This is a genomic window from Hyphomicrobium sp. (assembly GCF_035687085.1).
GTDB lineage: Bacteria > Pseudomonadota > Alphaproteobacteria > Rhizobiales > Hyphomicrobiaceae > Hyphomicrobium_B.
In genome coordinates this window covers 92,086-114,763 of record NZ_DASRYS010000021.1, presented here as the reverse complement: position 1 = coordinate 114,763, position 22,678 = coordinate 92,086, and the positions used below count along the sequence as shown (strand labels likewise).

At 61.8% G+C, this 22,678-nt stretch carries 20 protein-coding genes and 1 tRNA gene; 5 read left to right on the top strand and 16 right to left on the bottom strand.

What is annotated here, in order from left to right; translation table 11 throughout:
- Positions 1-14: 14 nt before the first annotated feature.
- The 5 genes from VFG26_RS17380 to VFG26_RS17360 all read right to left on the bottom strand — a co-directional run bounded on the left by VFG26_RS17380 (position 15) and on the right by VFG26_RS17360 (position 4,636).
- On the bottom strand, positions 15-1,181 hold the full coding sequence (locus tag VFG26_RS17380) for a malate--CoA ligase subunit beta (protein WP_325027298.1): 1,167 nt from the start codon (positions 1,179-1,181) through the stop codon (positions 15-17).
- Between the two features lie 35 nt (positions 1,182-1,216).
- Complete coding sequence (locus VFG26_RS17375) at positions 1,217-2,176, bottom strand: CoA ester lyase (protein WP_325027297.1); 960 nt, start codon at positions 2,174-2,176, stop codon at positions 1,217-1,219.
- Positions 2,177-2,280: 104 nt separating this feature from the next.
- A complete protein-coding gene (locus VFG26_RS17370; RefSeq protein WP_325027296.1) occupies positions 2,281-3,498 on the bottom strand; it encodes an aminotransferase class V-fold PLP-dependent enzyme in 1,218 nt (405 codons plus the stop codon).
- A gap of 235 nt (positions 3,499-3,733) precedes the next feature.
- Positions 3,734-4,357: a response regulator transcription factor gene (locus VFG26_RS17365; protein WP_325027295.1), complete on the bottom strand. Its 624-nt coding sequence runs from the start codon at positions 4,355-4,357 to the stop codon at positions 3,734-3,736.
- Between the two features lie 202 nt (positions 4,358-4,559).
- A tRNA-Arg gene (locus tag VFG26_RS17360) sits at positions 4,560-4,636 on the bottom strand.
- Positions 4,637-5,154: 518 nt separating this feature from the next.
- On the opposite strand from VFG26_RS17360, the gene VFG26_RS17355 reads away from it, so the two are divergent.
- Together VFG26_RS17355 and VFG26_RS17350 are read left to right on the top strand one after the other, a co-directional pair.
- Positions 5,155-5,856: an outer membrane protein gene (locus VFG26_RS17355; RefSeq protein ID WP_325027294.1), complete on the top strand. Its 702-nt coding sequence runs from the start codon at positions 5,155-5,157 to the stop codon at positions 5,854-5,856.
- Positions 5,857-5,995: 139 nt separating this feature from the next.
- A complete protein-coding gene (locus VFG26_RS17350) occupies positions 5,996-6,835 on the top strand; it encodes a thermonuclease family protein (protein WP_325027293.1) in 840 nt (279 codons plus the stop codon).
- Positions 6,836-6,911: 76 nt separating this feature from the next.
- On the opposite strand, the gene VFG26_RS17345 is transcribed toward VFG26_RS17350, so the two are convergent.
- From VFG26_RS17345 to VFG26_RS17325, 5 genes are all read right to left on the bottom strand, one after another.
- Complete coding sequence (locus tag VFG26_RS17345; protein ID WP_325027292.1) at positions 6,912-7,925, bottom strand: CarD family transcriptional regulator; 1,014 nt, start codon at positions 7,923-7,925, stop codon at positions 6,912-6,914.
- 466 nt (positions 7,926-8,391) lie between these two features.
- Positions 8,392-8,730 carry a ferredoxin FdxA gene (gene fdxA, locus VFG26_RS17340; protein WP_325027291.1) on the bottom strand — a complete coding sequence of 113 codons (339 nt, stop codon included), beginning with the start codon at positions 8,728-8,730 and terminating at the stop codon, positions 8,392-8,394.
- Between the two features lie 134 nt (positions 8,731-8,864).
- Positions 8,865-9,290, bottom strand: a complete 426-nt coding sequence (locus VFG26_RS17335) for an RNA-binding S4 domain-containing protein (RefSeq protein ID WP_325027290.1) — start codon at positions 9,288-9,290, stop codon at positions 8,865-8,867.
- 4 nt (positions 9,291-9,294) lie between these two features.
- Positions 9,295-12,468 carry a helicase-related protein gene (locus VFG26_RS17330; RefSeq protein WP_325027289.1) on the bottom strand — a complete coding sequence of 1,058 codons (3,174 nt, stop codon included), beginning with the start codon at positions 12,466-12,468 and terminating at the stop codon, positions 9,295-9,297.
- Between the two features lie 117 nt (positions 12,469-12,585).
- Positions 12,586-13,434 carry a DUF3108 domain-containing protein gene (locus VFG26_RS17325; protein WP_325027288.1) on the bottom strand — a complete coding sequence of 283 codons (849 nt, stop codon included), beginning with the start codon at positions 13,432-13,434 and terminating at the stop codon, positions 12,586-12,588.
- 214 nt (positions 13,435-13,648) lie between these two features.
- Here VFG26_RS17325 and rpmB point away from each other — a divergent pair, with 214 nt between their 5' ends.
- Positions 13,649-13,945, top strand: coding sequence for a 50S ribosomal protein L28 (gene rpmB / locus VFG26_RS17320; protein WP_325027287.1), 297 nt, complete (start codon positions 13,649-13,651; stop codon positions 13,943-13,945).
- Positions 13,946-13,984: 39 nt separating this feature from the next.
- Here rpmB and VFG26_RS17315 read toward each other — a convergent pair whose 3' ends face one another.
- From VFG26_RS17315 to VFG26_RS17300, 4 genes are all read right to left on the bottom strand, one after another.
- On the bottom strand, positions 13,985-15,055 hold the full coding sequence (locus VFG26_RS17315) for an esterase-like activity of phytase family protein (protein ID WP_325027286.1): 1,071 nt from the start codon (positions 15,053-15,055) through the stop codon (positions 13,985-13,987).
- Between the two features lie 8 nt (positions 15,056-15,063).
- Complete coding sequence (cobT, locus tag VFG26_RS17310) at positions 15,064-16,956, bottom strand: cobaltochelatase subunit CobT (protein WP_325027285.1); 1,893 nt, start codon at positions 16,954-16,956, stop codon at positions 15,064-15,066.
- Positions 16,957-16,989: 33 nt separating this feature from the next.
- Complete coding sequence (gene cobS, locus VFG26_RS17305) at positions 16,990-17,991, bottom strand: cobaltochelatase subunit CobS (RefSeq protein ID WP_325027284.1); 1,002 nt, start codon at positions 17,989-17,991, stop codon at positions 16,990-16,992.
- 93 nt (positions 17,992-18,084) lie between these two features.
- Positions 18,085-18,705, bottom strand: a complete 621-nt coding sequence (locus VFG26_RS17300; RefSeq protein ID WP_325027283.1) for a J domain-containing protein — start codon at positions 18,703-18,705, stop codon at positions 18,085-18,087.
- A 151-nt stretch (positions 18,706-18,856) separates the two neighbouring features.
- On the opposite strand from VFG26_RS17300, the gene VFG26_RS17295 reads away from it, so the two are divergent.
- On the top strand, positions 18,857-19,138 hold the full coding sequence (locus VFG26_RS17295) for a BolA family protein (protein ID WP_325027282.1): 282 nt from the start codon (positions 18,857-18,859) through the stop codon (positions 19,136-19,138).
- A 37-nt stretch (positions 19,139-19,175) separates the two neighbouring features.
- Here VFG26_RS17295 and VFG26_RS17290 read toward each other — a convergent pair whose 3' ends face one another.
- A complete protein-coding gene (locus VFG26_RS17290) occupies positions 19,176-20,483 on the bottom strand; it encodes an HlyC/CorC family transporter (RefSeq protein WP_325027281.1) in 1,308 nt (435 codons plus the stop codon).
- 64 nt (positions 20,484-20,547) lie between these two features.
- Entirely contained in the window at positions 20,548-22,242 is a 1,695-nt protein-coding gene (gene aroB, locus VFG26_RS17285) for a 3-dehydroquinate synthase (protein WP_325027280.1), read from the bottom strand.
- A 264-nt stretch (positions 22,243-22,506) separates the two neighbouring features.
- Between aroB and VFG26_RS17280 the strand changes: the two genes are divergently transcribed.
- A complete protein-coding gene (locus tag VFG26_RS17280) occupies positions 22,507-22,650 on the top strand; it encodes a hypothetical protein (RefSeq protein WP_325027279.1) in 144 nt (47 codons plus the stop codon).
- Positions 22,651-22,678: the final 28 nt, after the last annotated feature.

Sequence of the window (22,678 nt, the reverse complement as noted above, 5' to 3'; positions counted from 1 at the left end):
TGCGTTGCTCCCGATTAGGCCGCTTTTTTCGCTGCTTCGACCGCTTTTTTTGCTGCTTCAGCAAGAGTCTCGGCACTGATCACTGTGAGGCCGCTCGTATCGATGATCTTGCGGCCTTCTTCGACGTTGGTTCCGGCGAGGCGGACGACGATCGGCAGCGTGATCTCGAGTTCCTTGACGGCATCAACGACGCCCTTGGCAACCCAGTCGCAGCGATTGATGCCAGCGAAGACGTTGACGAGGATGGCGCGCACGTTCTTGTCGCGAAGAACGGCCTTGAACGACTTCGTCACGCGCTCAGGAGAGGCGCCGCCGCCGATGTCGAGAAAGTTCGCCGGCTCACCGCCTGCAAGCTTGATCATGTCGAGGGTGGCCATCGCGAGACCGGCACCGTTGACGATGCAGCCGATGTCGCCATCGAGGCCGACGTAGGACAGGCCGCGATCGGAGGCGTAGGTCTCGCGCGGATCTTCCTGGCTCTTGTCGCGGAGTTCGGCGATGTGCGGGCGGCGGAAGAGCGCGTTTTCGTCGAACGACATCTTGGCGTCGAGCGCGAGAACCTGCTTCTCCTTGGTGATGACGAGCGGGTTGACCTCAACCATCATTGCGTCGAGATCGCGGAACGCGCGGTAGCAGCCCATGATCGCCGGGACGATCTTGTTGACGATGTCAGGATCGACGCCCAATCCGAAGGCCAGTTCACGGGCCTGGAACTGCTGCATGCCGACGGCCGGGTCAACCGTCACGCGAATGATGGTGTCGGGCTGGGTCGCCGAGATTTCCTCGATGTCCATGCCGCCTGCTGCCGAGGCCACGACGACGATGCGCTCGGACGCGCGATCCATCACGAAGCCAAGATAGATTTCACGATCGATGTTCGTCGCTTCCTCAATGTAGAGGCGCGAGACGAGCTTGCCGGCCGGGCCGGTCTGATGCGTGACGAGTTTGCGGCCGAGCATGAACTCGGCCGCTTCTTCGATTTCCCGCTCGTTGCGGCAGAGCTTGACGCCGCCGGCCTTGCCGCGGGCGCCAGAGTGGATCTGCGCCTTCACGACGACGGTGCCACCGAGCTCGCTCGCACGATAGGTCGCCTGCTCAGGGCTATAGGCGAGACCGCCGCGGGGAATCGGCACGCCAAACTTCGCAAGAAGTTCCTTTGCCTGATACTCGTGAATGTCCATTTTGGACTCCTTGGAATTTTGACGTTGCCGGGCGTTTACTTGCCAGCGCGCGCTGCTTCGGCAGCCTTAATGGCGGCTGCCGTGACGAGCAAGTTGCGAGCCATCTTCTCGGATGCCGCGTCGATCATCTTGCCGTCGAGCGATGCTGCGCCCTTGCCCTGTGCTTCCGCTTCCTTCAGCGCCACGAGAATGCGCTCGGCGCGTTCGACTTCCTTGGCGGTCGGCGAATACACTTCGTTGGCGAGTTCGATCTGCGAGGGATGGATCGCCCACTTGCCTTCCATGCCAAGGGCCGCGCCACGGCGCGCAGCAGCCTTGTAGCCTTCCGGATCATCGATGCCGCCGAACGGACCGTCGATCGGACGCAGGCCGAAAGCGCGGCAAGCAACGGTCATGCGGGAGAGCGGGAAGTGCCACTGGTCGCCCGGATAGTCGGGGTTCAAGCCGCCGATGACCACGGTGCGGGCCTTGTTGAATGCCGAGTAGTCGGCGACGCCGAAGTGCATCGACTCCAGGCGGCTGTTGGCGGATGCGATCGCTTCAACGTTTGCCATGCCGAGCGGCGTTTCGATCAACGCTTCGGTGCCGATCTGGTGCGGCAGGCCCTTGGCCACTTCGATCTGGCTGACGATGGTTTCGACCGCGTAGACGTCGGCGGGAACGCCGACCTTCGGAATGAGGATGGTATCGAGCTTGTGGCCGGCCTGCTCGACGATGTCGACGACATCGCGATACATGTAGTGGGTGTCGAGGCCGTTGATGCGGACGCTCACGCTCTTGCCGGCGGCCTTCCAATCGAGGTCGTTCAGCGCCTGGATGATGTTCTTACGCGCCTGCTCCTTTTCGGGCGGGGCAACAGCGTCTTCGCAATCGAGGAAGACGTAGTCAGCGGCGCTCTTGTGAGCGCGATCGATCATGGTCGGGTTGGAACCCGGAACCGCGAGATACGAGCGCTGCAATCTCTGTTTGCGAAGCGGGTAAAGCGTGAAGCTCATTGGGGCGTGCCTTCCTAGATTCGGGTTCGCGTTTTCTTATTTGGGTCGACGGTCATCACGTCAGAAAGAGCCGCCCGGCCTCGTTTGAGGCCGGGCGTAATGTCTTAGGCAGCTTTTGCCTGCGCAGGCGTCGGAGCCGTTGCCGACTTCGTCGCGGTCTTGCTGAAGTATTCAGCGGCAGCGCCCGTGCCGGAGCCGAGCTTGATGTTGATGCCGGTATCCTTCAGCGCCATTTCGACTGCGAACAGAACGCCGCCGATCATGAACTCATCGAGCGCACCCAAGTGGCCGATGCGGAAGACCTTGCCAGCGACCTTGTTCAGGCCGGTTCCGAGCGAGGTGTTGTAGCGATAGTAGGCCGTCTTGAGCACGTTGTTGGCGTCGAAGCCTTCCGGCACCAGGATCGCCGAAACCGTATCAGAATGCCACTTCGGCTCCTTCGCGCAGAGCTTGAGGCCCCATGCGTCGACGGCGTGACGGACGCCCGTCGCCAAACGGTGATGGCGAGCGATAACGTTGTCGAGGCCTTCAGCGAAAATGAGGTCGAGCGAGGCGCGGAGACCGCGGATCAGCTGCGTTGCCGGCGTGTAGGGGAAGTAGCCAAGATCGTTCGTCTTGATCATGTCTTCCCAAGAGAAGAAGCAGCGGTTCATACGGCCGTTCTTCGTCTTGTTGACGTCGAGCGCCTTCTGGCTCACGGCGAGAATGCCGAGGCCGGTCGGGAGCATGAAGCCCTTCTGCGAACCCGATACGCAGCAGTCTACGCCCCATTCGCCCATGCGCATCTCGAGCGAGCCGACGGACGAGACGCCGTCAACGAAGAGGAGAGCGGGGTGCTTCGCGTCGTCGAGCGCCTTGCGGACGCCTGCGATGTCCGAGCTGACGCCCGTCGCGGTTTCGTTATGCGTGGCGAAGACGGCCTTGATCTCGTGATTCTTGTCCTTCGCGAGAATCTCGGCGTACTTCTCGAGCGGTACGCCCGTGCCCCACTCTTCATCGCAAAGCTCGACCTTCAGGCCCATACGCTCGGCCATATCGACCCAGAGCAGCGAGAACTGGCCGAAGCGGCTCATCAGAACCTTGTCGCCGACGGCGAGCGTGTTCTCGATGGCCGATTCCCAAGCGCCGGTGCCGGACGAGGGGAAAATGAAAACGCGGCCGTCCTTCATTTTGAAAACCTTCTTGAGGTCTTCAAAGATCGGGAGCGTGAACTTCGGGAATTCCGGAGAACGCATGTCCTCCATAGGAACGTTCATCGCCATGCGAACGGCGTCGGGCACGTTCGTCGGCCCGGGAATGAAAAGATGAGGCGTAACAGACATAGAAGCGTTCCTCCGCGCTGCGTTGTGCCAAGCCGACGGCCCCCGACGCAGCAGGGGAGGCGTTGCGGCATGCTTTTGCTGATCCTTCGCCCCATCGCTGATGCGGGCGTAAGTCTTAACTAGCAGGGGGACAGTGAAGGTGTGAACGAAAAACTATCAACACCCTGTTGGGCAAACCCCGCTACCCACCTTATTTGCTGGTAGTGCAGCACTTTGCTGCAGGCGTGCTTGGGCTTTACTGCTGCTCGTTACGGTTAACGGACACGTGCAGTGCAACAGCCATCGCGCGGTTCGACACGCCCAGTTTGTCGTACAAATTTTTGAGATGGTATTTCACGGTATTACGGGAGATGCCCGTACGCGCGGCGATCTGCAGATTGGTCCAGCCATTCGCAAGTGCAGCAAGCAATTCTCGCTCGCGCGCAGTCAGGCCTTCGAGCGGATCGTGATTGAGTAGGTCGATATCCACATAGGGCAGCGACAAGCGGCCACGCGCGACGGAAACAACCGCTTCGAGGAGCACTTGCGGATCTTCGGTCTTGGACACGAATCCCCAGGCGCCACCCTTGATCGATGTGCGCAGAACATCATGCGAGCGCTCGCCCGTGTAGATGATGATCCGGGTCTGCCACTTTTCCTGCTTTACGCGCGACAGCACCGCGCCGCCGGTCATGTCGGGAAGTGTCCACCCGACCACTGCGATCTCGACGGGTTTCGTCTTGAGCGCGTTGATCAGGCCTTCACCGGTGGCGTGGACGCCGCAGACTGTGAAGCGGCCATCACGTGCGATCAGCGCTTCCAGACCTGCACGTACGACCGGATTTTGATCGGCGATCGTGACCTCGATCTTGGCGGTCATCCGTGCATTGGTCTCCTGGGGAAGGGGTGATGAGCATTGCTCATAATACCGTGGCGCGGAAAGTGTGGCTTCCTTGGGATACCTACCCAACTTGCCCCACGCCGCCAAGCGCGCAGTTGTCTCGATAAGAGTTGCAACAGCCTCCCGTTGAGGCTCCGGTGCGGACGGCGGCCCGGTCGCAAGGTTTACCCGGTCATGAATTTGGCGACCCCGGCAGGATTTGAACCTGCGACCTACGGTTTAGGAAACCGTTGCTCTATCCAGCTGAGCTACGGGGCCGGTCCAACCTTCCGGCATGGCTTGCCGGGCGCTCTCGCATCGGCGGTGCGGTGTGGAAGCTATGCGGTGACCATTGCTCCAGGTCAAGCGCGGGGGCCGCGGAGATTTTGAGGCAGGCCGATTTGGCTTTCCGCGAAGCTTCAGCTTGGCACTTGGACGTCCACTCGCACCGAATCAGACCCGGCCACGGCGGCAGACGGAGGCGATTTGCGGGTGCTGCGGCGAGGGCCGCCCGGCCCAAAATTGTGGTGCCCGCGTCGGACTACGACCCATGAGCGAGCCTTTAGAAGGCTCTTCGGGACACACTCACCAGGAAGATGCGATATGCTCAAAATTCCTCCTTTTCAAAAGTACTTAACGTAGCAAAGAGTGCGATCCTGCTGCGGAGCCTTCTGCTGGCTCATGATAGACGCGCTGTGCCAGTCGGACGGGGGCGTTCTAGTCACACATGAAGAGGCCTTCCAATCTGACACTGCGGGGCGGTGTTGGTCGAGGCTACACGTGAGGGAAATACTCTGATGAGAAAGATTCTGTCTGCGTTGGCCGCAACGGCGGTACTGTCACCAGCAGGCGCCGCGATGGCGCAGAGTCTTCCCGATGATCTGAAGCCCATCGGCAATCTGAGCAGCCCCTATAACATCGTCGTCCCGAACTATGTCGAAAGGCCGCTTCCTTCGTCCTGGGAAGGTGCGTACTGGAAACCGACGCTCAGCTTCAACACCCTGTCATTCGGCACCAGCGGCGGCCGGCTGAGGGACGCTGACGGCATCACGCTCGGAGCGTCGGCCGGATACGATTTTCGCTACAATGACTTCATTTTCGGCCCGACCGCCGATTTGAGCTACGATTTTCTCTACGGCGACAGCTCCCGCATAGACGGCATCTCGGGATTCAAAGGCCACGTCGATTTCGACGGCTCCGTCGGCGGCAGGCTGGGCTATTTGCTGTGGGATCGCACCCTGATTTACGCGACCGGCGGCTACGCCTTCGCCAACTTGGAAGTCCGGAATGGCTCTCTCGGCGTCAGCGACACCGAAATGCTGTCCGGATGGACCGCCGGCGGCGGCATCGAGTATCTTTGGAGCGACAACAATCGCTTGCGGTTCGAATACCGGCGCGTTGAGTTCTCCGGCGAGAGCTTCGATTCCTTGCCAGCTGGCCACGACGAGGTGGACGCTTCGATGAATAAGTTCAGCTTCGGCTTCGTCCACCGCTTCTGAGCTCTCGAAAGCGCGCCATCCGCCAACCGGGTCGCTCGTCCTTGGCGCGCGGCCTCGCTTATGATTTCTATTCCATATGGCGAGGCGATGGGCGGCATATGTGTTCGGCGCGGCGGGGTTGCTTGTTCCGCCTTGCGCTATGGCACAGCCCTCTGCGTCTCCCACTCCGTGCACCCTCGAGCCCGGGCCCGTTCGGACCGTCACGCGCGTCGTCGATGGCGAAACGATTATTCTCGATGATGGCAAGGCCGTCCGGTTGATTGGCGCGCTCGCGCCCAGAGCGCGCGACGCCAATGCGGCGCCCGGTGCCTGGCCGCCCGAGAACGAGACCATCAAGGCACTGTCCGACCTCGTGCTTGGGAAGAGGGTCAAGCTCGGGTTCGCCGGCAGCCGCTCCGATCGCTATGGGCGGATTCTCGCGCAGGTTTTTGTCGCCGATAGGAGCCGCTCGGACTGGGTTCAGGGAGCCCTGCTCGCGAGCGGCCATGCGCGTGCGTACGGTTTGCCTGAGAGCTTTGCGTGCGCCCGCGAACTCTTAGCGCACGAGGCGGAAGCACAGCGGCGGCGATCGGGGCTCTGGAGCAATGGCGTCTATCGTACGTTTAGCGCCGATCATCCCAGCGCGTTGATGAAGCAGCGCGGCAAGTATGTGCGGGTCACGGGTTCCGTCGTTACCGTCAGCCGCACGAAGGGCGCGACGTATCTCAACTTCAGCAATGACTGGCAGAGCGATTTCACGGCGCGCATCGACAGAAAGGTTCTTGCCGCCAATCCCGCATTCGATCGATCGCTCGACGGCCTCGCGGGCAAGACTGTCGTGCTGCGCGGGTGGATCGAACGGCGCAATGGGCCGCTCATCGATATCGCCGACCCCTCGCAGATTGACATTCCGGAGGCGGGGGGCGCTGCGGCCACCGTCAGCGAGCGGGACACGCCAAGTCCTTTGCAGCCGGTGGGATTGCCGGGCGATCCGATCTAACCCCGCGGTCCGCAAAAGAACGCGCCCGGCTCCATTTGGAACCAGGCGCGATAATACTTGCAGTGTCAGTGCCGTCTTATGCGGCTTCGCCGACCGATTCACCGTCAGCCACGCGACGGCCCTTGGCGCTCTTCGAGAGGATGTCGGTGATCCTCTGGACTGCGCCGCGCTCGTCGAGCTTCTCGACTGCTGCGAGTTCGCGGGCCATGCGGTCGAGGGCATCCTCATAGAGCTGCCGCTCGGAGTAGGACTGCTCGGGCTGCGCTTCAGAGCGGTAGAGGTCGCGGACGACTTCGGCGATGGCAATGAGATCGCCGGAGTTGATCTTGGCGACGTATTCCTGCGCCCGGCGGCTCCACATCGTACGCTTGATGCGTGCGCGGCCCTTCAGCGTTTCCATGGCCTTCTTAACCAGGCCCTCATCGGCGAGCTTGCGCATTCCGACGCTTGCGAGCTTGCCTGTCGGCACGCGCAGCGTCAGCTTCTCCTTGTCGAAGGTGATGACGAAGAGCTCGAGCGACATGCCAGCGATTTCCTGCTCTTCGATGCCGACGATACGGCCGACGCCATGAGCGGGATAAACGACGAACTCGTTCGCCTTGAAGCCGTGGCGCTGGCTGACCGGCTTCTTCTGCACAGCCAGGATCTGGCGGGCAGCGGCAGCCTTCTCGGCAATCGCCTTAGGCGTCGCCGGCTGCTGGGCAGGCGCGACCGGGGCCGTGAGCTTCTGGCTCGCAGCTTTGTGCGCATTGGCCGGTACGGCGACCGTGCGCTGCGGTGCGGGTGCCGCCTTGGCAGCGATGTGGGCGGTTGCAGGCGAATTCGAGAGCGGTTTTTTCAAAACGGAGGGGGCCTCGGTCTTAGGCGCCGGCTTGGCCGGCGCAGCTGCTACAGGAACGGATTTCTTTGCGGGCTTGGCAGCGGCCGGCTGGGCTGCCTTGGCCTTGGCAGGCGCTTCCGCCTTCGGCTTGGTGGTATGTTTGGCGGCAGCCTTACTGGCGCTCGCGCTGGCCTTCAGAGGAACAGATTTTCGGGCGGCATTCTTCGCTGCGGACTTGGGGGGGACCGGAGCTTTTTTCTTCTGAGCCATATCGATCTCTCACTCTCGCATACTAGGCCTTACCGGACGGATCGGCTTGGCCGTCTGTCCGCCCTGTGTGGACGGAGCATCAGTGCTGCCGGATACATGTTGCATCCTAACAACACGCGCGCATTGATCCGAGCCTCCTTTGTCGGGAGGCCGTTCCCCTGCGCGCTCATTTGTGGCCTACCTTTGCAAATCCTGTCCGACTCTGAAGTGGCCCAGCGACGCCCCATACGCCTTATTGCGAGCCGCCTGCGAATGAGGCAGCCTTTTTTTGTTCGCGGCCGTTCCGGATTTGTGCAGACTCAATGCCATCAAGGAGAACAGTAACACACTTCTGGCGGTAAATGAAGAGTGGCGTTCTGAGACAATCTGGTCGAGATTAAGGCGTTCTTTAAAAAACAATGCAAAACCAACATGTTATGCCGGTTTTGCTCTTTCCGATTTCAATTCTTCCGTGCAAAGCAATTTTTTAGTCGCCGGACCCCGGGTTCGGAGAAAAATATTTCTCAAATTTGCCCGTCTCGTCCTTCGTAGCTTCGGCTTCCGGCAACGGCGCCTTCTTGGCCGTGATGTTCGGCCAGACATCAGCGTACTGCCGGTTGAGCTCCATCCACTTCTCGAGATTGGGCTCGGTGTCGGGCTTGATGGCGTCGACAGGGCATTCCGGTTCGCAGACGCCGCAATCGATGCACTCGTCGGGGTGGATGACGAGCATGTTCTCGCCCTCGTAGAAGCAGTCTACCGGACAGACCTCAACGCAATCGGTGTATTTGCATTTGATGCATTTTTCATTGACGACGTAGGTCATTCGGATTCCTGGTCCATCGAAGACGATCGATTGGTGGCTGGCCTGGTGCGCGCCAACTCAACGGCTCGATCTAGCGGCGCTCTTATAAGCATAGGCGTTACGGCTGCCTAGGTGGACGGGGCGTCACAGTTCAATCAACTGCGCCCACGCAGCTTGTCGAGCTGACGGCGTTCAAGCTTCGTCGGCCTCCCCGCGCCAGTGGAGCGAGCCGCCTGCGGCGCGTCCATCCCCTCCTCCACCGTGCCCGTTTCCCCCTCTGCACCGGAGATGGGAGCGGGCGATGGACTTGCAAGATTGCGGTAGAGCAGTGCGGCCTCAGATGCTGGTCCACGCCGCGAACCAATTCCTAAGACCTCAATGCTCAAAACGCGAGGCCCAAGCGACAGAGTCAGTACATCGCCAGGCCTCACGATCGTGCTCGTCTTATAAATCTTCTCGCGGTTGATGCGGACCTTGCCGCGCTCAATCAGCGCCTGCGCCAACGTCCGCGACTTCACGAAGCGGGCAAACCACATCCATTGATCGACGCGTTGAACGGACCCTGCGGGCGCGTCAGGCATGAGATCAGGTGGAGCCCGAGCCCTCGCTCCGCTTCTCCATCTGCGCCTTCAGCGCAGCGAGCGCAGCGAAGGGCGAGGATGAATCGGCAGCGGCCGACTTCGGCGGTGCCGCCGTGATCACCTGTGGTGAACGGCGGTCCTCGCGGCGGCCATTGCGATTGTCATCGCGGCGCGGGCGGTTTCCTTCCTCTTTTCTCGAGCCTTGATCGGGTCGGCGGTCACCGCCCTTGCGACCTTCAAAGCGCGGGCGGTCACCGCGGTTTTCGTTGCGCTCGTGCCGTTGGCGCTGATGCTCAGGCCGATCACCGGTTGCGGACGCCTCCGAGACCGGGGCACCGGCATTTGCCGCCGGGGCCGTACCGGCCTGCTGCGCGCCTGCGTTGGGCCTGTTGCCATGGTGGCGCTGGTGACGATGCTGGCCATCGCGACGCGGCGCATCCCTGCGCTCGGGACGCTGATGCCGGCGCGGCCGCCAGATCTCCTCAAACTTCTCGGTCTCGGGCTCAGCCGCAGCGGTAGCCGTCTCGGCGGCGGCAGCTTCGGTGTTTTCTGCGGTTGCTGCCGCAGGCTCGGTGGGCTGCGGCGCCGCTTCGACGGCAGGCTGCTCTGCTGGCTGATCCGAGGCTTCGGCACTCGCAACTTCGCCTTCCACGGCCTTCTCTTCGCCAGCCGGAGCCACTTCAGCGGTTTCAGCTGGAGCGCTTGCCGTTGCTTCGGGAGCAGGTGCGGCTGCCGGGATCGGCCGCCGCTCGAGACGGAAGCCCAGCGCTTTCAGGACTTCGCTCAGCTCTTCAACCGAACAGCCGAGGATCGACATCATATCGTCGGTCGCCCTGAAACCACCGTCACCCGTCGAGCCTTTCGGGGGCGCATCCATTTTGCCGGGCGCGGACCGCCAAGCAAGCAGCGGGCGGATCAAATCTGCAAGGCGCTCGAGAATATCGAGGCGAATGGCGCGTGGCCCGCACACGTGGAAACCGTGGGCGCGATAGAGCGCTTCCGGCGTTTCCGGATCGACCGCGACGCTCGTCAGACCGGCGCGCGGCAGTTGCGGCACCGTTCCGTTGGGCGTCGGGTTCTTCAAAAGCCACAGCGTTGCCGCAAGGTCTGCCGGAGCGGGCTTCAACATCAGCGGGAAGAAAATATTGAAGGCGCCAAAGCGCAGGCCAAACTTGCGAAGCTCAGCGCGCGCGGCTTGATCGAGCGCGTTGATCTCGTTGGCCACCGTCTCGCGCTTCAATGCGCCGAGACCTTCCTTCAGCTGGAAGGCGATACCGCGCGCCAAGCCCTGCAGCTCGGTGCTGCGAGACATCTCGACGAGCGGCTTCAGCTTATCGGCGATGGTGTCTTCGAGCCACGTTTTGAGGCGGGCCAGAACCTTCTCCCGATCGGCCTCGCTCATCGCATCGTCGGCGAGCAATGTTACGCCGGGCTGCAGAGGATCTTCCGCGGGCTCGAGCTTTGCAAGCTCGTCATCACGCCAGACAATGCTGCCCGAACGCGTGAGCTTGAACGCATCGTTCTGAGCGGCAGCGACCCGCCGGGCACGCATGCCAAGCTCGCGCGTGACGACTTGCATCGCCGCCTGGCGCGTCGCCTTTTCATGGATGCCATCGCCTGCCGCATCGAGTGTGAAGCGGAAGCCTTTGAGGCGTCCTACGAAGTGGTTCTCAACCGTGATCGCGCCATCATCCGCGATGTCGGCCGTCAGTTCATCTTTGTCTCGCATGCCCTTCATCAACGCGCTGGTTCGGCGATCTACAAATCTTTGGGTCAGACACTCGTGCAGAGCATCCGACAGGCTATCCTCAATGGCCCGGGTCCGTTCCTGCCAGTGGCCCGGATCGCGCAGCCAATCGGGGCGATTGGCGACGAAGGTCCACGTGCGGATGTGGGCAATGCGGTTTGCAAGCGTGTCGATATCGCCGTCGGTGCGATCGGCCAACGACACCTGCTTTGCAAACCAATCTTCCGAGATGCGATTATCGCCGCTCGTCAGATGACGGTAGAGATTGCCGATGAGTTCGGCGTGGCTCTGGCCGGAAATCTTGCGGTAATCCGGAACCTGGCAAACGTCCCACAGCAGCGCAACGCGTTCCCGGTTCGTGGCGATATCCGCGATTTCGCGATCGGCCGTCAGCGCTTCGAGGGCCGCAACATCGTCGGCGGTGCGAGCACGCGTCAGGCGCTGCTCGCGCGGCAGTTCGCGGAGCGAAGCATGCAAAGCATCAAGTGACGAGAAATTGAGCGCGCGGCTACGCCATTGCAGCGTCTTCACGCTGTCAAAGCTGTGCGTCTCCAGACGCTCGACCATGTCGGCATCGAGCCCATCCGCGCTGCCGGTGACACCGAACGTGCCATCATTCATGTGGCGGCCGGCGCGGCCCGCGATCTGTCCGATTTCCGCGGGCGTCAGATTGCGATGGTTGTAGCCATCGAACTTGCGAAGCGCGGAGAACGCGACGTGATCGACGTCGAGGTTCAGACCCATACCGATCGCGTCGGTCGCAATGAGGAATTCGACGTCGCCCGATTGATAGAGCGCGACCTGGGCGTTGCGCGTGCGGGGCGACAGCGCGCCCAGCACGACCGCGGCGCCCCCGCGCTGGCGGCGGATCAATTCGGCGAGCGCGTAGACCTCTTGCGCGGAAAACGCGACGATCGCGGTGCGCGAGGGAAGACGCGTGATTTTCTTCTCGCCGCTGTAGCTCAGCCTGGAAAGCCGCGGCCTCGAGATGAAGTTGGCGCCCGGGATCAGATCGCTGATCGCTTCGCGCATCGTCTGTGCGCCAAGCAGCAGCGTTTCGGAGCGGCCGCGCGCATGCAGCAGGCGATCGGTGAAGACGTGGCCGCGCTCAGGGTCGCCGCACAGCTGGATCTCGTCGATCGCGAGGAAGTCGACATCGATGTCGCGCGGCATCGCCTCGACGGTCGAGACCCAATAGCGGGCGCGTTCCGGCTTGATCTTTTCTTCGCCGGTGATGAGCGCGACCTTGTCGGCTCCCACGCGCTGCTTGATCTTGTCGTAGACTTCACGCGCGAGGAGTCGCAGCGGGAGGCCTATCATGCCGCTTTCGTGGCCGAGCATCCGCTCGATTGCGAGGTGCGTCTTGCCGGTATTCGTTGGTCCGAGCACCGCGGTCACATTTCGGATGCGGGCCTCGAGATCACTTGCCATGTCGTACTTGACTCCGATCGAGCCCTGGCATTGCAGAGGAGGGCCAAGATATCAAGGGTTATTCGGCGCCTCAGCGGCGGGGTACCGGGTCGCGCCCGAGCCTGCGCACTCAGCGCACTATTGCTTCAGGGCGATCCGCTGGTTGTTGGCAGCCGTAATGTTAATGCTTTCAACGGTCATGACGGCTGCACCGATGGTCGAGGGGACGGTTACCCGGTAAGGGACGTAGACACCAGCTGACGGAACGGCGCGCAGCGCAATTTCGATGTGATCGTAGTCGATCCACGGATTGACGAAATCCTTGGGCTTGTGTCCGGCAATCGGCACATACTTCACTTGGCAGACCAGCAGCTCGGCCGGCTGGCCCGATTGCCGCTTCTCCTTCACGGGCTCGCGCCCCTTGGGGGTCAATTTCAGATCGTAGCGCGCCTTGCCGTCGAAAACAGGGATCGTGCGGTTGCACGCGTCGGCATCGTTTGCGCTCGAGATCGCGAGCGTCGCGCCCATCGGGTCCAAGACGTTCCGCAGGTTCTCTGGCTTCACCTTGACCGCCTCGGGCGACGGGTTCTTGTTGGGCACGAGTGCGACCGAGGCTACGCGGGAGCCATTGAAACTCACCTTCACACTGGTCGTTTTCGAGCGCGTCTTGGTGCTCATCTCGAAACTCGCCGGCTGGGGATCCTTCCCTTCAACTGAGCCGCTGCCGGTGAAGTTTCCCGCCCACTTGAAGGCGCCGAACAGGGCCGAGACTTGGGTATCGCCCTTGGCCGTATAGGATTTGCCGTCGTAGCGGGAATTGAAGCGGTATTTGCCGACGTCGAAGCCGTTGAAGGACAGCCTGTAGACGGCTGAGACCTCGCTTGGGAATTGCGCATCTGCGGCCGTTGCGCCAGCCCCCGCGGCCACCATCATAGAGAAAGCCAAGCCCAGTCTTTTGACCCCAGAACGCGAATTTGGCATCGTCATGTTCTGCTCCCCCACCGGCGACCCGGTGTTACGGCGGATTTGCGACGATTGTTGGACTTGGGCCGGCGTGCAAAGCCTGCCTTGACGCCGGTCGGGCTTGTCCATTATACAGCAGCCGAAACCCCGTAGGCTCGGCTTGCGGGGCACAATTTTTTGCTGCAAAAGCAGGCTTTCGGAAACCGCGCTGAGAATAGCTGCGGCACAGGAGATAGTTATGACCAGGCGTTGCGAGCTGACGGGGACTCTGCCCCTCTCAGGTCAACTTCGGAGCCACGCAGAAAACAAGACGAAGCGGAAGTTTCGTCCGAACCTCTGCCACGTGACGCTGATGAGCGACCTTCTGGGGCGGAAGTTCCGCCTGCGCGTCTCGGCCCGGGCTCTGAAGTCCGTCGAGCACCGCGGCGGCCTCGATGCGTTCCTGCTCAAGGCTGACAACGACGAGCTGTCGCCGACCTGCCTGAAGCTCAAGCGCGAGATTCAGAAGGCCCAGGCTGCCAAGACCGCAGCCTAAGCAAGCGGTTTTCTGCCAGCGAATTTTAGCCCGGCCCGCTCAATGCGACGGCCGGGCTTTCGCTTGTCTGCTCTCCTTCGTCACGAATTGCAGAAGCAATGTGCGCTGAAGCAAGTGGTTGAAGTTGTCATCTGATATCATCGTGATCAGGATTTCTCCCGTCTCCAGACGGGTGACGCTCAGGCCTTCCATGTTGTCGATCTGATCGTTGAGATCGGCCTCCAGCAATATCTCGCCTTCGGACGTTTGGTCCGGCGCCAAATCTTCCGGTGCGACGCGTCTCAGGCGAACCTTGAGGCCTTCGGTCCAGCGAAAGCGGCGTTCGAGCACGAAAAGCGTGCCGTCATCGAGGCTCGAAATATCGGCGATGTCGTAGTCGCCGATGTTTTTGAGATGCACCGTTCGCGGCCCATCGCCCGTCCAGAGCCAGCCCGTATGATTGCGGCGTAGATCGAAGAGCCGTTCGGAAAAGGCCAAAGTGCTCCCTTTGAAGGGTCCTCCCCTCAGCACCGTCAATGCTTCGAAGCCTTGATTGGGCCGCATCGTCTTGGCCGCGGGCGGCAAGGTGAGGTTCCCGCCGCTCGGTGAAATGACATCCGGCGACAGCTGGTAGCGCGTAATGCGCGGGTTTCCTTCAAAGCCGATCAAAACGGAGCCGCGCTGCAACCCCCCGCTCGCAAGCGCGGCGGATTCCGCGTCACGGTTCCGGCTGCGCTTGATTGGGCGGCCATCGCTCTCAAGAAGCGGCCCAAGGCGGACATTCTGCACACCGGCGGGGTGGATGCCGTCGTAAATGAGGGACCCAGTCAACCACTCTCCCGCATCGGAGATGGCGACGAAGTTCTGTGCGGCATCGTCGAGAAGCAGGGCGGACCAGCCGCCGAAGAAGGGTGAGGGCGACGACAATTCGAGGCCGCCGCGGAACGTCACTTTGGCGAGCGGCTGCTCCGTCCCGAAGCGCTTGAATGCGGTGATGCGCTTGCTCACGACAACGACTGGGCCAGCTTTGAGCTTGGCGATGTCGGGTTTATCGGCGGCGGCTGCCGTTGCAGTTGCGACTGCCAAAAGCGCAAAACCAAGGCCAGCACGCCAATAAGCGATGCTGGCCAAGGCGGCCATCAATGGAGGCGCGCGTGGCGACGGCGCGCTGCGGGCGGCTCGTCGGCGGCGGGTTTTTCCTCAAATAGCTCGACGAGCTTTTCCGTCATCGCTCCAGCAAGCTCGGAGGCATCCGTGATCGTCACCGCGCGCTGATAGTAGCGCGTCACGTCGTGGCCAATGCCGATGGCGATGAGCTCGACCGGCGAATGCGTCTCGATCTCGTGGATGACCTGGCGCAAGTGCTGCTCAAGATAGCTGCCGGAGTTCACCGACAGCGTTGAATCGTCGACCGGCGCACCGTCCGAAATCATCATGAGGATGCGGCGCTGCTCGGGACGATTGACGATGCGCGAGTGGGCCCATGCCAGCGCTTCGCCGTCGATGTTTTCTTTCAGAAGGCCTTCGCGCATCATCAGCGCGAGCGCGTTCTTCGAACGCCGCCACGGTGCGTCCGCCGTCTTGTAGATGATATGCCGAAGATCGTTGAGCCGTCCGGGTGAGGATGGCTTGCCTGCAGCCAGCCACTCTTCGCGCGACTGGCCACCCTTCCAGGCTTTCGTGGTGAAGCCGAGGATCTCGACCTTGACGCCGCAACGCTCCAGCGTCCGCGCGAGGATATCGGCGCAGCATGCGGCAACCATGATCGGGCGGCCGCGCATCGAGCCTGAATTGTCGAGCAGCAACGTCACGACGGTATCGCGGAAGTCGGTATCGCGCTCGCGCTTGAACGAGAGAGCGCCCGTGGGATCGGTGATGATACGGGTCAGCCGCGCGGCGTCCAGCAGACCTTCTTCGAGGTCGAAATCCCAGCCGCGGTTTTGCTGCGCCAGGAGACGGCGCTGCAGCTTGTTGGCGAGCTTGGCGACGGCGGCGGAGAGCGTCTTTAATTCCTTGTCGAGAAACGCGCGCAGGCGTTCGAGCTCTTCGGGCGTCGAGAGCTGCTCGGCGCTGACCTCTTCGTCGTAGGCGCGCGTAAAAACCTTGTAGCCAAAGGCTTCAGGGTTATCGAGAACGGTCATGTTCGGACGCCATGGCGCCGGCGTCTCTTCGTCGTTCAGGTCGCTGTCGTCGAGATCCTGCGGCTCGGTCTCGCCCGCTTCCATCGTCTCTTCGGATTCGGAGAGATCGCCTTCGGACTGCTGCTCTTCGCTCTCCTGGTCCTGACCTTCGGTCGAATCCTCGGTCTTGTCTTCGGAGTCCTCGGAGCCGCCTTCGGCTGCGCCTTCTTCGCTCTCCTGCTCTTCCTCTTCGTTCTGAGGCTGATCGCTCTGATCGGCCATTTCGAGGATCTTCAGAAGGTCACGGATCTGGCGGCCGAACTGCTCTTGGCTTTCAGACAGGGCTTCGAGGCGGCTCAACAGTTTGCCGCCGCGGGCTTCGATGACCGGGCGCCAAACATCGACGAGACCCTTCGTCGAAGGCGGCGGCGCCTGGCCGGTGATGCGTTCGCGGATGAGAAGGGCGAGCGCATCTTCGAGCGGCGCATCGGCGCGCGTGTTCACGTTCCGAAACCGGCCGTGGCTGTAGTGATCTTCGAGGCGCGCCGTCAGGTTCGCCGCCATACCGGGCATACGGGCGGAGCCCAAGCCTTCGATGCGGGCACGCTCCGCTGCTTCAAAAACAGAGCGTGCGGGACCAGACGGCGGCGCGATGCGGCGATGAAGCTTCGCATCATGGCAGCCGATCCGGAGGGCCAAGCTATCAGCCCAGCCCCGCGTCAGCGCCACGTCTTTGGCCGAGGGCGCGCGCGGCAGGTCGGGGATATGCACGGCCTTGCCCGAAACATCGCCCTTGCCGGGACCGAAATCGACCTCGATCTCGCCGTCACCGGCGATGGCGCGCACGGCGGGACCGAGCACACGCTTCAGTGGTTCGGATGGGGCTTCGCGGCGTTTGTTCGGCGGGGTCATGGACGGCCCAGTTCAACGGCCTCGATCACGCGATCAGCTCAGTGCAACGTTTGCCGTGCTTTCGGGAAGCTCTTCACCGAAGCAGCGCTGATAGAATTCAGCGACCAGCGGCTTTTCGAGATCGTCGCACTTGTTCAGGAACGTGACGCGGAAAGCGAACCCGATGTCGCCGAAGATCTCGGCGTTCTCTGCCCACGTGATCACGGTGCGCGGGCTCATCACGGTCGAGAGATCGCCGTTGATGAAGGCGGAACGCGTGAGATCGGCGACGCGAACCATGTGCGAGATCTGCTTCTTTTTGGCGTCCGTCTTGGCGAACGACTTGACCTTCGACAGCACGATTTTCGCTTCGTCGTCGTGGGGCAGGTAGTTCAACGTCGCGACGATCGACCAGCGGTCCATCTGGCCCTGGTTGATCTGCTGCGTGCCGTGATAGAGGCCCGACGTATCGCCGAGACCGATCGTGTTCGTCGTTGCGAACAGCCGGAACGCCGGATGCGGGCGAATGACCTTCGACTGGTCGAGAAGCGTCAGCTTGCCCGAGACTTCGAGCACGCGCTGGATGACGAACATGACGTCCGGACGGCCGGCGTCATACTCGTCGAAGACGAGCGCGATGTTGTTCTGCAGGGCCCAGGGCAGAATGCCTTCGCGGAACTCGGTCACCTGCTTGCCGTCCTTCAGCACGATCGCATCCTTGCCGACGAGATCGATGCGCGAGACGTGGCTATCGAGGTTGACCCGTACGCAGGGCCAGTTGAGGCGCGCGGCAACCTGCTCGATGTGCGTGGACTTACCGGTGCCGTGATAGCCCTGGATCATCACGCGGCGGTTGTGCTTGAAGCCCGCGAGAATGGCGAGCGTCACATCCCGGTTGAAGAGATAATCCGGGTCCACATCCGGGACGTGTTCGTCCGCCTGCGAATAGGCCGGAACCTCGAGATCGCTGTCGATACCGAAGACTTGGCGGACCGACAGTTTCAAGTCCGGAAGGTTGGCGGCCGGTGCGCCTGCCGCGCTAGATGACGTGCGCATTTCCATGGGGTTCCCGATCAAATCGCCCAGCTGCCGTGAAAGCCTCGAAATGGTGCAACTCGGCTGGAGTGCACTCGGTTCAGGCTCGGAGGATTAGACCAGGCCAGATTGCTTCAAGTAATTATAGGCCTGGAGAATTTCGCGCAACTTTTCCTCCGAACGGCTGTCGCCGCCGTTGGCGTCCGGATGGTGGATTTTCACCAATTCCTTAAAGCGCGTCTTGATATCTTGAGAGGTCGCATCGTCGCGCAGGTCCATCACGCGCAGCGACTTCTGTTCCAGGGGCTTCAACTGCCGGCGGAACGTGGAGGTCTCTGTTCGGGACGAGCGGGGCTTGCGCGGCGCTCTCGCGGTCGCCTGGACGCGGGCAGCAGCTTCGGCTGTCCTGCCCTCATCGCGCGCGCCGTGGGCCCAGGCGTTGGCGCCCGTCTTCCACGTGGGGCGGTGACCCGTCAGCGCGTCCTTGCGGAAGTTGCTGATGTCGGCGTCGCTCATGCCCTCGAAGTAGTTGTACTCGGCATTATACTGACGGACGTGATCGACGCAGAAGTGGAAAAATTCGCCATCGCGCCCACGGCCCTTCGGCGCCCTGTGAGCGCCGGGCTTTTCACAGCCCTTCCACTGACAAAGCGGCGCGCGCTCTTCCTTCTTGGCGCCGCCTTGGCGCTTCGAGGAGACCCGGATGCTGTCGAAGTATTTCGATTCCAGTTTCATTGTCTGAATTATGAGGGTTGGAGCAGCCCGAAACAAGGCGGCAAGAAAACGCTTGATTTCCGTCGCGACTGTGCGGTCAATCCCTTAATAGGCCCTTTCGGGCATATCGCGGTCATGCCGCTTTCTAGAGCACTTACGTTAAGAGACAAAGATGTCCGTTGCGGGCCGGGTTCGTGAAAAGCTGATGGTTGGGTTGAAGCCGACACGGCTCGACGTCATCAATGAGTCGGAGCTTCATGCCGGCCACCGCAGTTCGCCTGGAACCGGCGAAAGCCATTTTCGCATTCTCATCGTCTCGGATGTATTTTCGGGCAAATCCCGCGTCGAACGTCACCGGCTCGTCAACGAGCTTTTGAAGGACGAACTCGCTGGCGGCATCCATGCCCTGGCGCTGGCAACGCTCGCGCCCGGAGAAGCCTTGCCGCGGACTTGATCGAAAGTCCGCTTCCGAAAGCGGTCGCTCATCACCATCACCTCGCGATCCGCGCCGGTGCTGCCGTGGGGCTCGCCTTTTCAATCAGCGCGACAGGCTTGATGCGAATGGCCGTGATCTTGTTCCGGCTCTTGCGCAAGATTTCAAACCTGTAGCCGTGGAACGTAAAGACCTGGCCGGGCTCCGGGATGGTCTGAGCTTCGTGAATGACGAGGCCCGCAACCGTCGTCGCCTCATCGTCCGGCAGGTTCCAGTCTAGATGGCGATTGAGGTCGCGAATTGCAACGGTGCCGTCGACGTTCACCGTGCCGTCCGACTGCATGCGGATGTGGCTATCGGGCATGTCGTGCTCGTCGGTGATCTGCCCGACGATTTCTTCAAGAATATCCTCGAGCGTGATGAGGCCCTGCACCTCGCCGTACTCATCGACGACGAGGGCCATCTGCACTTTCTTCTTCAGGAACTGATTGAGCTGATCCTTCAGCGTCGTCGTATCGGGGACGAACCACGGCTCGGAGGCCGATTTCATGATGTCGAGCTTGTCGGGATCCCAATTGGTGCGCGACAACGCCTGCAGCAGATCCTTGGTATGGAGAACGCCGACGATATTTTCGGGCTCGTCTTTCCATAGCGGCACGCGCGTGTATTGCGAGCGGAGCACGAAGTCGAGAATCTTCGCCGGAGGATCGTCTACGTCGATTGTCTCCATCTTCGTGCGATGGACCATGATGTCGGCGACTTGCAGATCGCGCAGATCAAGCACGCCGCCCAGCATCTCAGCGTCGATCTTGGCGACCGTGCCTTCTCTCGCCTGCAGATCGATGGTGCCGCGAATTTCTTCATGGGCGGCCAGAATGTTTGCTTCGTCATCGGCCTTGCCGGGCGTCCATAGCAGGATGCCGCGGACGATGAACTCGATCGCGCGCGTGAACGGCGTCAGCACGTAGATCAGGACCTGCATGACGGGCGCGACAAGCAGCGCGACCCGGTCGGCATAGGCCAGTGCGTAGGTCTTCGGCAGCACGGCGGCGAAGATCACGATCAGGATCGTGATAATGGCAGTGGCGTAGGCGACACCCACCTCACCATAGAGTTGGACGGCGATGTTGGAGGCGAGCGCGGCTGCCAGAACGTCCACCAGCGTGTTGCCGAGCAGGACCGTGCCGATCATCTTTTCCGGCCGCGAGAGCACACGGTTCACGAGAGCGGCGGGGGCGTTGCCATCTTCTTCGAGGGAGTGCATGCGCGCTCGGGAGGCGGCGGTGAGCGCCGTCTCGCTGCCGTTGAAGAAGGCCGATAGGAAGATCAGCAGAATGATCGCTGCGAGGCTTAGAGCTATGGTCATGGGTGTTCGCTGTCCCCGATCAGGATTGGCAGCAGTCTAGCACATCACCGGCGTACGTTGGCCCTCAGCGCGCCACTTCCCGGGCGAGGAAGGCCAACACGGTTTCAGGCGCAACGTCACGCGAAACGAAGGCGTCACCGATGTCGCGCACGAGAATGAACGCAAGCTTGCCAGCTTTGACTTTCTTGTCCTGACCCATGAGGCGGAAAAGCTCCGCGGGGTCAGCCTGTCCGCCGGGAATGTCGTTGATTTTTGTCGGCAGGCCGACGGCGCGGAGATGATTTGCCGCCCGTTCCGCCCGGCCCGGCGGGCAAAGCCCGAGTTCCTCGGAGAGGCGGATCGCCAGGCACATGCCGATCGCCACGCCTTCGCCGTGCAGGAGGCGGTCTGAATAGCCGGTCCAGGCTTCCAGCGCGTGTCCGAAGGTGTGCCCGAGGTTCAGCAGAGCGCGGTCGCCGGTCTCGGTTTCGTCGCGGGCGACGATCGCGGCCTTGGCGGCAACGCTCGTCTCGATCGCGTTGGTGAGCGCCGGGCCGTTGTTGCCGAACACGGCCTGCCAGTTTGCTTCCAGCCAGGAGAAGAACGGCGCGTCGCCTAGAAGCCCGTATTTAGCGACCTCCGCATAACCGGCGCGCATCTCGCGCGCGGGCAACGTCGTCAGCACGGCAGTGTCAGCCAGAACGAGACTTGGCTGATGGAAGACGCCGATGAGGTTTTTGCCTTGCGGCGTGTTGATGCCGGTCTTGCCGCCGACGGAGCTGTCCACCTGCGCCAGCAGAGATGTTGGAATTTGCACGAAGCGCACGCCCCGCCGCAGGATGCCTGCCGCGAACCCCGTGAGGTCGCCGATGACGCCGCCGCCGAACGGCAAAACGAGGTCGCCGCGTTCCAGGCCCATCTCCAGCAGCTTCTCCGAGAGCGTCGCCAAATCGCGGAAGCTTTTCGTCGCCTCGCCCGGCTTCATGATTACGGAGCCGGCGAAGAGGCCCGCGGCTTTGAGGCTTTCCTCGAGCGTTGCCAGATGATGGCGGGCAACGTTCTCGTCCGTCACCACGCCGCATTTGACCGCGCCGAACCGCGCCTTCAGCAGCGCTCCGGTGTCGCGAAGAATGCCGCGGGCGATCAGCACATCGTAAGAGCGCTCGCCGAGTTCGACGTGCACGGTGCGGGATGGATTTGCTTCAATGATGGACATCGAGGGGATTTCTGTTCCGGCCGCGAGGCGATTGATGATTTCGGTAACGATGACGTCGTGGGGCTCATCGCGGCTGTCGATCGTCATGTCGGCTTCAGCATAGACGGGATAGCGTTCGTCCATCAGTTTCCGCATCGTCGCTTCCGGGTTGCCGTTACGCAGAAGCGGGCGGTGATCGCGCTTGGACACCCGGCGCATGAGGACCGGCAAATCCGCACGCAGCCAGATCGAGACGGACGTCTCCTTGATCCGCCGCCGCGTTTCCGGGTCCATGAAGGCGCCCCCGCCGGTCGCCAGAACCTGCGCGCCGTTGCCGAGCAGGCGCGCGATGACCTTGCGCTCACCGGCGCGAAAGTGGGCCTCGCCATGATCGGCGAAAATCTCGTTGATAGTTTTGGCGGCGGCGCGCTCGATCTCGTCATCGGCGTCGACGAAGGGTAGGTTCAGCTTGAATGCCAAGCGCTTGCCAACCGACGACTTGCCACAGCCCATGAGGCCAACGACCACGATCGGCCGCTGACCGATATTCTTCTTCGCGCGCTCGATCGCTTCGGCTTCAGTCATCCGAGGCTCACTACCGACGGGTTCGGCGAGTTGGTTGGTTTCGTGCTTGGTGTCTGGCGGTGCGCCGCGCGGCAGGGTGGTCATTTCCGGGCCGTCATGCCACGAACCAAAAACGTTCGCAAATTGGAAACTTGACCGTGAGTTGCAGCCGATCCGAATTTAATCGTTCATCCCGGCGGGCGCTCTTCGGCAAAATACCATATCGAGTCATAATCACGCCATCTGAGATGTTCACCTAACGGGCCGGGGACGGGGATACAGGAAATGCCGAGCCTTTTCCGGCTATTATTCGTACTTGGCGCGATCGCTGCGCTGGTGCTCGGGTGCCTTTATGTGCTGGCTACCAGGTTCGAGCCCGAGCAGCAGACCATCAGCAAGCCCGTGCAGAATATCAAAATCCGGCGGTGAATGGCGATGGTGTATGCACACCGAAAAC